Origin of the sequence: Paenibacillus taichungensis, from assembly GCF_013359905.1 — a bacterium.
In the GTDB taxonomy this organism is placed as follows: Bacteria; Bacillota; Bacilli; order Paenibacillales; family Paenibacillaceae; genus Paenibacillus; species Paenibacillus taichungensis.
The window spans coordinates 1-14,274 of record NZ_JABMCC010000104.1 but is presented as its reverse complement, the minus strand read 5'-3'; the positions used below and the strand labels follow the sequence as shown (position 1 = coordinate 14,274).

Genomic DNA, 14,274 nt, shown 5'->3' with positions numbered 1-14,274 from the left:
AGTTAAAGTTAATAGATTTCCAGAGGAGGAAAATAAATCACATGAAACCTTATATGAAAGTATCCCTGGCTGCACTAGCGATTGGTGTTGGCGTGTGGGTAGGGTCTGTATACAGCAATACAGCAATAGGTGCAGGCACAAGTCAACCGGGAACAGCAGATGATCCGGTAGTGACGAAGAGTTATGTTGATCAGCAAATTCAGAAAGCTTTGGGTGGAGGCATGAACACAGGGTCTGGAAATACATCAGGTAGTAACAGCGGCGGCTCTACGGGAAATGGCAACTCGGGCAGTACAGGTGGAGATACATCGTTACCTCCATTGGTCTCTGGTGCCTCTGATGCTGTTGAGATTGTAACCGTGAAGCCTGGTCAACAGCTGATCGGTGCATCTGGCGCGGAGTTCATTGTGCGTAGCGGTAAAGCTGTGATCGTCAGTGAAGGTACGAATGGTGTAGCTGATCTGACGGACGGGGTTGATTTGACGAATGGTCAGACAGCGCCGACTAATCACTTGCTCTCTTTTCCAAGAGATGGACGGGGTATAACGGTATTGGATGGTAACAAGTACAGCCTGACTGTCATGGTACGTGGTGGATATTCTCTGAAATAGGATGAGCACTTGTCAGACTTTTTATTCATTTCATTTGTTCAGATTAACCAGTTCTAACAAACATTAATACGGCTAGCCAGCCTTGTTCCTGCTCACTCTATAACTGTACACAACCAATAACCGGAGGTGCAGGAATCATGGCTAGAAGCAACCGCAAAGTGGTACCCGAAAGTCGTCAGATGTTGGATCAAATGAAGTATGAAATTGCCGCTGAGTTTGGTCTGAATGTGGGATATGGCGGTAGAGGTCTTGCTGGTGCAGATACCGAATTTGGTTCTGAACTGGGTGAGGTGAGTGATCACTCTTATGGCCAGTATAAAGGCTGGGGCCATCTGACTTCCCGTGAGAATGGATCGGTCGGTGGAGAGATTACGAAAAGGCTAATTCGCCAGGCAGAGCAGCACTTATAGGGTGTTTTCCTTATCCCAATCTGTTTGACACGTCTTGACAAATACGTTAAGATGGCAGTTGAGGTACGCAACCTTTTCCGCTAGGGAAAGGTTGATTTTTTGTTGAGGCCATTACCTGAAAAATCCTTATCTTCGTAACTGCGGACCCTGCGTCCTTATTCCGCCCGGAAAGCTTTCGAGGGTACAGTGAACGAATCAACGTAAATGTTTTGTTCGGGCAATCGCCATACTACTCGTTATGGGAGGTTGAAACTTCAATGTCTATTAAAGGCCGACATCTATTCACATCGGAGTCTGTAACTGAAGGACATCCGGATAAAATTTGCGACCAGATCTCGGACGCCGTATTGGATGCGTTTCTGGCGAATGATCCAAATGCTCGTGTAGCGTGCGAAGTTTCCGTAGCTACAGGCCTTGTGCTTGTCATCGGTGAGATCAGCTCCGCGTCTGAATATGTGGACATTCCGTCCATCGTTCGTAATACGATTAAGGAAATCGGGTACACTCGTGCCAAGTTCGGTTTCGATTATAATACTTGTGCCGTCCTGACTTCTCTGAACGAGCAGTCTGCTGACATCGCCCAAGGCGTTAACGCAGCTCTGGAGAACCGTGACCCGGAACAAATGGCTCGCGAGACAGAGAACATTGGTGCCGGTGACCAAGGTCTGATGTTTGGTTTTGCAACGAATGAAACACCTGAACTCATGCCTTTGCCAATCGCATTGTCCCACCGTATCGCTCGCCGTTTGGCTGAAGTGCGTAAGAACGGTACATTGGAATATCTCCGTCCGGATGGTAAAACTCAAGTAACGATTGAGTACGACGGTGACAAACCGGTGCGTGTTGATACAATTGTCGTGTCTACTCAGCATGCTGAAGAGACTCTACTTGCGCAGATCCAAAAAGACATCAAAGAACACGTAATTTTGCCTGTCGTTCCAGCTGAATTGCTGGATGAGCAGACTAAATATTTCATCAACCCAACAGGACGTTTCGTTATTGGCGGACCTCAAGGAGATGCAGGCCTGACTGGACGTAAAATCATCGTAGATACCTACGGCGGTTATGCACGTCACGGCGGTGGCGCGTTCTCCGGTAAAGATCCAACTAAAGTAGACCGTTCCGCGGCTTATGCAGCTCGTTATGTTGCGAAGAACCTGATTGCTGCAGGTCTTGCCGACAAAGTGGAAATCCAACTCGCTTACGCGATTGGTGTAGCCAACCCGGTATCGATCAACGTTGATACATACGGAACAGGCAAAGTCAGCGAAGAGAAATTGGTTGAGCTTGTGCGTAACAACTTCGATCTTCGTCCGGCTGGTATTATCCGTATGCTGGATCTGCGTCGCCCAATCTACAGACAAACGGCTGCTTACGGTCATTTCGGCCGTACAGATCTGGATGTACCTTGGGAACAAGTGGACAAAGCAGACGTTTTGAAAGAGCAAGCAGGTCTGTAAGTTAACGATACGATCTTTAAATAAAGTCCTTGATTCCGATATGGAATTAGGGGCTTTTTGTATGCAAACATTAAGAACTTTGAAGAAACGTAATAATATTCCTTTTATTTCCTTTTAACTAAATAAAATTGGTAATGTAACCGACATACATAATGAGGTCTGTACATCAGACAGTTGAAATGAAACAGGATGAGGAGGAAGGAACGGTGAGTTTAAAAAGAACGGCTCGCAGGGGCATCATCGGACTGTTAATCGTGCTGATGTCTATTCAAGGTTGGCAAGGTATTCCGTTTATGGACACAAATACGGTGTATGCCGCCGATGAATTTAACGACACATTGATTGAAACTACAATCCCTGCGGTGGGATCAACGGAGGTTGATGGTGCAGCACCGCTCGTAATTCGATTCAAGGAAGCGGTTAAGAAGTCTGAAAACGCTGTGGGAAATGTAATAATCAGACGTTTTCAGGATAATTCACCAGTGGCTACTGTTAGAATGGATAGCCCGGATGTAAAGATCAAGGGAACTCTAGCAGATCCGGATGCACCTGAGAGTGTTGAAGGGGTAGGAAAAGAAGTAAGTATTGCTCATCCAATGTTACGTGGAGGAACATACTATGTACAATTCGATTCAGGCTCCCTGCTAACTGCTGATGGAGGGACTGCGGTCAAAGGCCTGACATCGCAACAATGGAAATTTAGTACAAAGGGAATCGGAACGGCTATGGTAACCTCCTATTTCCCCAATCTAGGAGCAGTTTCTGTTCCTACTACGTCCAACATACAACTGACTTACAGTGATAGTATTTCAGCGGGTGTAGGCAAAATTCAGCTTCTACAAGGAAGTACAGTTGTTGAAGAACTGGATATAGGTGCAGGTGCACCGCGAATTGTGATAAATGGTAGAACGCTCACCATTGATCCAACGAACAACTTTTCGAATAACACTACATACTCCGTTGTGATACCTGAAGGGGTATTAAGGGACAGCGTTGGTAATGATGTAAAAGGGATTAGTCGAGGAGAATGGAACTTCACTGCGTTTTCTTCTGATCCATCAGCATTAACCGTATCCTCGTTATCTCCGACTAATGGAGCAAGCAATGTTTCTTTAACGAGTGAACTTACAGTGACATTCAGCAAAGAGTTGAGCTCAGCTTACATTACTGGAGCGGTTATATTAAAAAATGCAAATGGTGTTGCAATACCCGCAACAGTATTACTCAACAGTACTAACAACCGACAATTACGGATTATTCCGTTAAATGGTCTAACAAGCAATACCACCTACACTGTGGATATATTAGGAGGCTTTCTGCGGGATAACGCGGGAAACTTGTTTACAGGATTGAATGGGACAAACTCATGGACATTCAGGACATTGGGTTCGGATACCACCGCTCCAGTTTTAAAGACAGCTAAAATGTACAGCAATAGCATCATACGTTTGACATATGACGAGTTGCTCTCAAGTATTGATCCGTTTGCTTCCAGCTTCACGGTCACGGTTAACGGAGAGAACCGGAATGTGAGTACTTCCTATGTCTCAGGAGATAGTGTCTATGTTGTACTGGACACGGGTGTAGCGGTAGGACAGGTTGTTAGAATTGCGTACGCCCCGGGAACAGGAACTCGTAAAATTCAAGATTTGTCTTTTAACGCTGTAGCAGCATTCTCTGCCAGAGATGTGGAGAATAATCTGGATTCCATCATGTCCAAACCACGTGAAGGTACAGCTTATAATAGTACGATTAGCTTGTATTACCCAGAGACGGTCTATATCAATTCAAGTGATGCTGTAAGACAGTTTAGTGTTACGGCTGACGGCACAGCGGTGGGAATTAACAGCATTTCTACCAACAACAGTTCTCTGGTGACACTTAGCCTCAGTCGTTCCATACAAAATGGGGAAGTGGTTAGAGTATCGTATGAACCAGGCTCATGGCCTGTAAAAGACACTCGTGGACAAGCACTTGCGGGCTTTAGTGGATTCTACGTACGCAATAGTCTTGATACGAAAGCTCCCGAATTTAAAAACGCAGAAGTAAGCGGATCTACGTTATGGATTCGTTACAATGAACCGCTGAGCAGGACGAACAAGCCCCTAAAGAGTCAATACTCCGTATTGGTAGATGGGAAGGCAGTGTTTGTAAATGATACAGAAATTGAGGATGACTTGGTTACCTTAACATTGGCAAGTGCCGTCTCCAGTACGCAAAACGTTAGTTTATCCTACGTGCCTGGAACATTGAGATTAACCGACTTGAATGGCAACCCGGCTGGTTACATTAATTTGGCGCCAGTGACCTACACCTATGGAAACGGAAAAATTCTTTCGGCTGTCCTTCAGGGAGACACCGTATCCATTAACTTTAAGGACCCACTTCAGGCTCAGACAGCACTTACATCGTCACAGTTCAATGTACAGCTTGGTGGTTCCACGGTAAGTGTACTTTCAGCTGCAAGTTCCGGTTCCGTAGTAACTCTGAAGCTTTCAAGTTCAGCTACCTCGGGACAGACGGGAACGGTTAGTTACGTACCGGGAGCCGTACCTTTAAGAGATGCATCCAATAACACAATTGTAGCCTTCGGGCCGCTTAACTTACAGGTAAATGGCAATTCCACAGGCAGTCAGACGAATGGCCGTCCTTCCTGGTTGACAGAATTAGATGCATCGAGTTATGGTCAGGCTGTTCTTGTCATGAGTAACGATACGGCTACCAATGTGTCAGCAATGACTCGCAACAATCTCTCCACTCGCCAATTTAACGTAGATGCTGCCAAATTGCTACAGGCCTTTGAGTATGCAAGGACAGCTGGAAAAACGGCACAGCCTGTTGTATTTGAGATGAATGCTGATGAATCTTCAGCATATGTCGGCTTCCCACTAAGCGCACTGGCTCAGTTGGCATCGAGCAATCGTACGGGTTCAATTGGAATCAAATATGGTGATCGCCTATGGACACTTCCCCTGTCTGGTTTGGATGTGTCCTCCATGATTCAAGACGTGGGGGGATCAACGAGTGTAGGTTCTTCCTATCTTTACGTGCAGATCGAGACAGTACCGGTATCCGGATCAGGTACATTGGATGGCTTGTTACTAGCTGCAGGCGCACAGAAGTTAGGCAATAATACGAATATATACTTATCTGCATTTAACGGAAATAACAACCTACGTGTGGAGCAGAACATTAAAAGCCTGCTCGCTATACAATTGCCACTGAAAACACCGACGACAACTTCAGGGCTAACCTATATGGATCCAGGTACATTTATCCTATCTAACGTGCCTAGTTCGTTTAAAACCACGATCAATGGTGTGGTTATCCAAGGACAGTTGAATGGCAATCAAACGGTTGTTCCTGTTACACATATTGTAAACTACCAGGATACATCATCCCACTGGGCTAGTGCAGTCATTAAAGAGCTTTCTGCCAAATGGATTATCGGTACGCCGAACGGTTCTTTCTATGGACCGAATCAGAATATTACACGTGCAGAATTTGCTGAATTAGTAGCTAGAGGATTGGGGCTGCCGGGGAACCAAACAGCAGCAGGCCGTTTCCGTGATGTTTTGGGCGGTGGCACAACGAGTGCTTATATCGGTGCAGCTGCTGAAGCAGGAATCATCACAGGGAATACGGATGGTACCTTTAAGCCAGACCGTCCAATTACCCGTGAACAGATGTCCATTATGATGGTTCGGGCCATGAATTATGGTGGAAAAACGGTCTCACTCCAATCTTCAGCTTCCTCAACATTATCGAAGTTCAAGGATAGCAACAAAATCCAATCCAAGGATTCTGTCGCCAAAGCAGTGCAAGAAGGAATCATCCAAGGTATGACGTCAAAAACGTTTGTCCCTCAAGGTAATGCTACTCGTGCACAAGCAGCGGTAATGTTGAAGCGTGTGTTGGATAAGTTAGGATACTTGTAAAACGAAGTGATATTGCAATAGTGCAATCCAAGAATAGTCATGATAACGAAAGTAACATGCTGGACCATTTCAAGGAAATTTATTTCTTGAAATGGTCCTTTTTTATATTTAATACTAGATAGTTCTGGTCTTGGACCAGATCACAGAACCCCTGAAGAAGCGTTGCAATGGCAGAGCCAGCAGAAGATGGATCGAAGTATACCTGTGTACGAGAAAGATGGAACAACAATTATTGGTGAATTTATCATTTCAAAACCGTCACCGTAAATATTAGCTTCAACATTCCTAAATGTAGAAACTAACGTTGATTTGGTTACATCAATTGTTTCAACAGCTAGATCTACTCCAAATAGACTTTGGTTGTGCTAAATCGAGCATAACTGAAGTTTATTTTTTTGACTGTAAAAACGTATAACAAAACAATAGGATGTCGCGTAACCCAATAAATACCTGAATTCAGGCTCGGGGCGTAACTTTTTCCACAAAAAGTAGTCTATTAATAGAAGAGTATACTAGAAATCTCGCTATCTGCTGCCACGTGGGAGAGATCGTGATATCTAAGATTGATATACAAGATGGGAGAGACGTTTCAAACATGCTGGGGAAACAAGGGAAACGGCTGAACGACGTTAAGGGTAGCAAGGCGAAGAAATGGGCGATTGTGACACTGGCAGGCGTGATCTGGATTGCACCGGTTCTGGGAGCGGGACAACAGGTGTGGTCGGGAAGTTCATGGCAGTCGGTGGCTGCAGCGGCTTCTACAACAACAAGCAAACTGAGTGAAGAAATTCTGACTTCGGGTGCGAAGTTGATGAAATACAATTATACAACGACACGTTCCGGCTCGAAGGTGAACGTACTGGCAGACGTCATTCAAGTGGATTTGCAAAATCCCTATGTGAAGCTGGATGTCATGACAGGCAAGGGTGGCAATCTGAATAGTAAACAAAGCACGGGTGGCATGGCTAAGGAAAATGGTGCAGTAGCCGCCGTGAACGGCGATTATTTTAATGTATCCGGGGAACTTGCCCCAATTGGTGGACAGGTCTCGGATGGGGTCCTCGTATCTACTCCATCCGAACTGTCAGGGATGTATGCCCTCACCGTAACCAAAGACGGCAAGCCGATGATTGATGAATATTCATTCGATGGCACCGTGAAGGCAGATGATGGTTCAACGTTTGCTTTGCGTGGGATAAATAAAGAGGACTACACGGTCGAATCGAGCTCGGTGAAGTACAGTCACGCCAATTCGATGTATATTTATACACCGGCTTGGACGTCCACAAAACGGCCGAATGATCCTTCCACAACACCAACTGAGGTACTTGTGCAGAACGGTGTGATCACCCAAATTTCCGATAAAAAGGCGTTAAACATGACGGTGCCGGCGGATGGGTACATTTTGCGTGCGCACGGAACGGCAGCGACATGGATTATGACTCACCTGGCGGTAGGACAGTCGCTGAATGCGGATTACAAGTTAAAAGCCAAAACGACGGGGGAGACCGTTGATCCAAGCAATCTGCAGATGATGATCGGTGGTCATACCATTCTGGTGAATGGTGGCAAGGCGGCTACTTTTTCCCGTGATATTGCTGCTTCCGGCATCGGTGGCATTCGTGCGAGAACAGCAGTCGGCTACTCTCAAGATGGTCGTTATGTCTACATTATTGCAGCGGAGAAAAACAGTAACAGCAGCGGTTTGTCGCTGACAGAACTGCAATCCTTCATGACCAGCATTGGTGTATGGAAAGGCATGAATCTGGACGGAGGCGGCTCCACAACGATGGTAACTCGTCCACTTGGCGAGGAGACAGCAGGGCTTACGTTCAATACAGAGTATGGTACAGAGCAGCGTCAGGTCGTAAACACGCTGGGCGTGTTCTCTACGGCTCCAGAAGGTAAGCTGAAAGGCTTTGCCGTGAGTGGCAGCCAAACGTTGCTGGTAGGGCAAGAGGGCAAGTATACAGCCAAAGGATATGACACCTACTATAACCCGATTGCGACAGGCGATATCAAGATGACGTGGAAATCGAGCAACAATGCCATCGTGAGTGTAAGCAATGGAACGATCAAAGGTGTGAAACCAGGTACAGCGACGCTGACTGCAACAAGTAATGGTGCATCATCTTCCATTAAAGTTACCGTGCTGGGCGGAAATGAACTGGCTTCGCTGACAGCCGGATCTGGCTTGGGATCGCTTCAAGCGGGCACAACGATTTCCATTCCGGTAACGGCGAAGACCAAAGACGGACAAAGTGTAACGGTTCCGGCGGACTCGCTAACTTGGGAATTTATTGGTTTCAAAGGTAAAGTGGTTGCAGACCAATTAACTGTATCCTCCGTGAACTCCGGCGCTCAAGTTGGCTATGCGATCGGTCGTTATGACGGCTACAGCACGGTGGTTGTGCTCTCCGCTGCGGCAAGTGAAACGATATGGGAGAACTTCGAGAATGTAAGCTACCCGATCAACTTCACGACTAACGCATCAGGTGTAACTGGATCGGCTTCCGTGACAACAGGAACAGGTGAAAAGGCTGGCTCCAAGGTGCTGCAGCTGAGCTATGACATGACTGCAGGAATAGGGAAAATGTATGCTTATGCCCAATTGAACGGTTCCACTGGCAAAGAGGTATCTGCAACTGCGACATCCATGTCAATGGATGTTATGGGAGATAAGAGCCTGAACTGGCTGCGTGCCGAATTTACGGATGCCAGTGGCAAAACGGTTTATGCCGATCTCGCTAAGGCGATTGATTGGGATGGTTGGAAAAAGCTGAATGTGGACCTGAATGGGCTGAATATTTCTTATCCGGCGAAGCTGAAACGGGTTTATGTGGTGAATGTGGAAGAAGGTCAGGATGAGCGCGCGAAGACGGGCACGGTTGCTTTTGACAATATTGCTTTCACCATGCCATCCAAATCCAGTGAAGTGGGCTTGCCTACAGGAACTGCTTCATTGGTGCTTGGACAGAAATCGATGACCGTGAATGGAACGAAAAAGGCAATTGATGCTGCGCCAGTACTGAAAAATGGTACAACATATGTCCCAATCAAGCATGTATTGGATGCTTTTGGCGGGCAGGCGAGCTGGGATAGCAAAAATCAACGGATTACCGTTGTACGTGGCGGCAAACTGATTGATCTGGTTGTTGGCCAGAAAGAATTCATCATCAATGGCAAAAGACAAAGTGCGACAGTAGCACCTTACGTATCTGGTGGTAGGACTTTAGTCCCTCTCAGACTCGTTTCAGAGCAGCTTGGACTGACTGTAAAATGGGAACAGAACACGAAGACCGTTACCATCTCATCGTGATATGGTATGATATATACCGGAAACGATAGAAATGGAGTCGAACAAACGTGGATTTACAAGCCGATGCCATAGACCGCGTCATAAAAAACGCCATACAAGTCATGGAAAACAGTAAATATCAAATGTTTGAGATTATGGACTCGACTCGGAATGAGCTAAAAACGCTGAACGAGGAATTGAAGTCGGTTTTGAAAGAGACGGCGGAAACGATCGAGAAAGTAGATCAATTGGAGCTGAACTACCGCCGCTCTCGGATCCGGCTAACTGAGGTTAGCCGCGACTTCGTCCGTTATTCCGAGCATGATATCAAGCAGGCGTATGAGAAAGCGACGCAGTTACAGCTGGATCTGATGATTTACCGTGAGAAGGAAATGTATCTGAAAGCCCGTCGGGATGATCTGCAGAAGCGTGCCAAAAATGTGGAAGCTTCCGTGGAGCGCGCCGAGACGATCGGTTCCCAGATGGGGGTTGTACTGGAGTATCTGTCGGGTGAGCTGGGTCAAGTGACCCGCATCATTGAATCCGCCAAAAATCGACAAATGATTGGTTTGAAAATAATTTTGGCCCAGGAAGAAGAGCGGAAACGTATTGCCCGTGAGATCCATGACGGACCTGCGCAGATGCTCGCAAATCTAGTGCTTAGGACGGAAATTGTAGAAAGAATGCTCATAAAGCAGGATTTTAAGATGGTCCAGGCCGAAATAGTAGATTTGAAAGGCCAGGTTCGTTCGAGTCTTGGAGAAATGAGAAAAGTTATTTTCAATTTGCGTCCTATGGCACTGGATGACCTGGGATTGATTCCAACGCTTCGGAAGTACGTGCAGGATTTTGAAGAAAAAACAAAAATCCGCTCGCTTTTTGAAACGAGAGGCAAGGAACACCGTTTATCTTCGGCAATGGAGGCTGCGATCTACCGCCTCGTGCAAGAAGGTCTGTCCAATGCTGCGAAGCATGCTTATCCCACTTATGTTGTAGTGGAAATTACATACCAGGCTCAGCTCGTTAAGATTGTCGTGCAGGACAATGGGCTTGGGTTCAAACCGGAGCTTCTTGCGAAGAAGAGCAAGGATCATACCCACTTCGGTCTGATTGGGATGAGAGAGCGGGTTGAACTGTTAGAAGGAAGAATAGAGATCGAGTCCGCGGAAAATCAAGGAACCAAAATAGTGATTCATATCCCGACAAACGTGGATAAGGGAAAGGAGTAGCAGGATGGAAAACCGTGATACTGGAAAGACATCAATTAAAGTTCTTTTGGCTGATGATCATCAGCTGTTCCGTGAAGGTCTGAAACGCATTTTAAATATGGAGGACGACATTGAGGTCATCGGCGAATGCGGCGATGGGATTCAGGTGCTCGAATTCTGTAATCAGGATAAACCGGACATCGTCTTGATGGACATCAACATGCCTGTGGAAAACGGGGTTGAAGCGACGGAGAAATTGCGTGAGCTGTTCCCAGATGTCAAAGTCATTATCTTGTCTATTCATGATGATGAGAGTTATGTGTTCGAGACGCTGCGTAAAGGTGCTAATGGCTACCTGCTGAAAGATATGGAGGCCGAGTCCCTGATCAATGCGATTCGTTCTGTTCATGAAGGGCATGCATTCATCCACCCTAAAGTAACTGGCAAACTGATCATGCAGTTGCGTCGTATGACGTACCTTAATGAGACAGGGGCAATGAGCGAAGGAGCTTCGAAGGAAGCAGGCGTTAAATTTGTCGCTGGCGACAATAATCCGCTTACTCGTCGTGAGGCTGAAGTATTGCGTCTGATGGCTGAAGGTAAGAGCAATAAAATGATTGGTGAGTTCCTGTTCATCAGTGAGAAAACAGTAAAAAACCATGTCAGCAGTATTCTGCAGAAGATGGAAGTGGACGATCGTACACAAGCGGTTATCAACTCGATCAAATATGGTTGGGTTACCCTCTAATATACGATTGTATTTAGATGCAGTTTGATTATAGCAATTATAGGATTCTGTTTACTCGCGCCCATTCCAGAATGTTGGACTGGTTAGCGGGTTAATGGACTTTATTACTGCAAATGAGCAAAGTATGAAGTTAGGCGAACTTATGTTCAAGCTTCGGCATGAATGAGTGAACGACCTGGCCTGTCTTCTTCGTCCGGTGTCGATCAGAATGGAATATGCGCTTTAGGATTTGCAAGTGTAACCCTTCGGGGAATGCAGCATATACTGCTGTATACAGGGATGTTCGCCATGGGTGAGCATGACCTTCCGAGGAGGTGCAGTTGCCATGGTTGCTCATCTGACTATGATTCTGCTCATATACTTCCTGGCGGCAATGGCCGTTCATGCCATGCACCAGCGCCATCTTTCCCGTCCGGACCCCGAGGGCTACGAGCAGATTATGCTCATTCCTTCCAATCAGGAGCAGCGGATAGAAGGCATTGTAAGAGCGCTTTGCCGGGAATTATTTTACCGTGGAAAGAGCTTCACATTGACGGTTGTCGCTGATCGTACGGAAGCCGAAACGGTTCGTATTATTGAGAAGCTTATGCTTAGGCAAGGAATGGAGTTATCCTACTTGTCTGCTGTCCCTACCGATATGGAACAGTGGAATCAGACCGGGAATCGTTCTATTCGCCTTATCGATTTGCGTGAGCCAAAGCAGTAGATGCTTTTTTTGCAACAGTTGGGCTCATTCATCGTGCAAGCTGCTGAGACAGACTGGCTAAAGCGTGTCATCAGTCAGAATGCACTTTCAATGAAGTCATGCCAGCTTGCCAAAATAAGCGTGAATTTCATCATGTTCGAGGTTAAAGATTACAGCTTATGCTGTAGTCTTTTTTTGTCATTGTAGCCAAGCTTGCTGTTAAATTAAATATGGGTTTTTATGCAATCTATGGTTATTGTCCCTGTTGGAGCCTTGTGGGGATCGCAGCACGAACCTTTTTGAATTCAGAACTCTTAAGTTAAAAGTATAGACGAAGCAGATTGGAAAAAGTTTCGCATGATCAAAGAAAGATTATCGATGCTAATTGAATTGGTAAAATGATTGTAACAATTGCTTTTGGAAACTAAACGACTTGTGGGACGACTCCACAATTGATATAGTGATAATACAAATGGATATTGAATGGAATTAGATATGGACATGAAGCACATGCTCCGACGAATAGTCGGTTGGCATGTGCTTTTTTTGCGTTTTGGGGCATGGAGAATGAGGGAGGAGAGCAGATGAAGGTTGGGTTGTATGTGTGCCGAGTGAGAGAAGAGTGGAAGATGATGCTGTCACTGGATGTCCGAGTGGATGTAGCGTGGTGGCTTGAGGGGGGGAGCGGACAGCGGGCGTTGCGATGGTTGCTGTTAGGCAGGGAGCTGCCTTTAAGTCAGGCATCTTGGATGGTAGAGAATTTTGAGATGGAGCGGGGGATGGATCAGTGGGGAGAGGAGCATTGGCAGGCGTATATGCAGCGCAAACTGGAAAAGTACGAGCGGGCCTCCGGGGATCTGGAGGCTAGGGGAGAGATAGCGGGCAAAGCGAGGATTGGCGCAGAAAGAGGTGCGGAGGTGGGCAGGATGCCAGAGCCGTATCCCGCCGGGGAATGGGCTCAGCTGGAGCGGGGCGCGGCCCTGCTGGCTGAGCGGCTTCGCGGCCGCCAATTGCTGGCGGCCGAGGCAGAGGCGCTGCTGGCGGACACATCGCCGCAGCTTGCCTCGGGTTGGCGCGCGGCTGCGCAGCTCGCGCACTTGCGTGGGCGGCTGAGCATAACAGCCGCCCTGGAAGGGCCTGCCACGCAGCGGCAACGCCTCGCGTGGCTTGGTCGCGCGCGCAGCGCGCCCCGCTGCCGCCGATGCGGCAGCTTTGCCGGGCAGCGCGTGCCCTGCGCTGCCTGCGGCCTGGCGGCGTGCGCCTACTGCGAGGCTTGCCTCGCGCTGGGGCGCAGCCGTGCGTGTGCGCTGCTGCTGCGCAGCGCAGCGCCAGGGGGCGTGCCACGCGATGCATCGCAGCGTGGCACGGCCGTTGCCCCCACCGAGGGCGGACTTGCCCGGTGGGGACTTAGCCCTGCGCAGAGCGCGGCGGCTGCCGCGGCGCTGGCGTTTTTGGCCCAGCCATCCGCAGGGGATGGGCCGGGGCGATTTTTGCTGTGGGCCGTGACCGGGGCCGGCAAAACGGAAATGATATTCCCTTTGCTCCAATACATATTGGAGCGCGGTGGACGAGCGCTTGTTGCTACGCCGCGCCGGGATGTCGTGCTGGAGCTCGCCCCTCGTTTGGCGAAAGCATTCCCCGACATCTCGCTCGCTACGCTATACGGAGGCAGCACCGAACGCTGGAAAGACGCGCAGCTCACACTCGCGACCACACATCAACTGATGCGTTTTTACCAGGCATTCGATCTGGTCATTATCGACGAGCTTGATGCATTTCCTTATGATATAAATAGTAAATAAAAAATGGACGTAAAAAATCAATTGAATTCATGCGACTTGATGTAGAATGGGAGTGTTTTTCCTTTACCTGAAGCTGTTTTTCCGTTCTTGACGCTACACTCTATAACAATTCCT

At 47.6% G+C, this 14,274-nt stretch carries 8 protein-coding genes and 1 pseudogene; all 9 read left to right on the top strand.

Annotation, left to right across the window (positions count from 1 at the left end):
* Positions 1-41 precede the first annotated feature (41 nt).
* A complete protein-coding gene (locus HP548_RS08450) occupies positions 42-611 on the top strand; it encodes a hypothetical protein (protein WP_099857642.1) in 570 nt (189 codons plus the stop codon).
* A gap of 137 nt (positions 612-748) precedes the next feature.
* On the top strand, positions 749-1,021 hold the full coding sequence (locus HP548_RS08445) for an alpha/beta-type small acid-soluble spore protein (RefSeq protein ID WP_017691962.1): 273 nt from the start codon (positions 749-751) through the stop codon (positions 1,019-1,021).
* Between the two features lie 257 nt (positions 1,022-1,278).
* Positions 1,279-2,481, top strand: a complete 1,203-nt coding sequence (gene metK, locus HP548_RS08440) for a methionine adenosyltransferase (protein ID WP_063567744.1) — start codon at positions 1,279-1,281, stop codon at positions 2,479-2,481.
* Positions 2,482-2,687: 206 nt separating this feature from the next.
* The gene (locus tag HP548_RS08435) at positions 2,688-6,419 is read left to right on the top strand and encodes an Ig-like domain-containing protein (RefSeq protein ID WP_175381397.1); all 3,732 of its coding nucleotides are present in this window, start codon (positions 2,688-2,690) and stop codon (positions 6,417-6,419) included.
* A gap of 595 nt (positions 6,420-7,014) precedes the next feature.
* Entirely contained in the window at positions 7,015-9,738 is a 2,724-nt protein-coding gene (locus HP548_RS08430; RefSeq protein WP_175381396.1) for a stalk domain-containing protein, read from the top strand.
* A gap of 47 nt (positions 9,739-9,785) precedes the next feature.
* Positions 9,786-10,946, top strand: a complete 1,161-nt coding sequence (locus HP548_RS08425; RefSeq protein WP_024631628.1) for a sensor histidine kinase — start codon at positions 9,786-9,788, stop codon at positions 10,944-10,946.
* 4 nt (positions 10,947-10,950) lie between these two features.
* Positions 10,951-11,673: a response regulator transcription factor gene (locus HP548_RS08420; RefSeq protein ID WP_063567747.1), complete on the top strand. Its 723-nt coding sequence runs from the start codon at positions 10,951-10,953 to the stop codon at positions 11,671-11,673.
* 325 nt (positions 11,674-11,998) lie between these two features.
* The gene (locus HP548_RS08415) at positions 11,999-12,379 is read left to right on the top strand and encodes a hypothetical protein (RefSeq protein ID WP_091001286.1); all 381 of its coding nucleotides are present in this window, start codon (positions 11,999-12,001) and stop codon (positions 12,377-12,379) included.
* 974 nt (positions 12,380-13,353) lie between these two features.
* Positions 13,354-14,142: pseudogene (locus HP548_RS34085) on the top strand (DEAD/DEAH box helicase family protein); the annotation flags it as partial.
* Between the last annotated feature and the right edge of the window lie 132 nt (positions 14,143-14,274).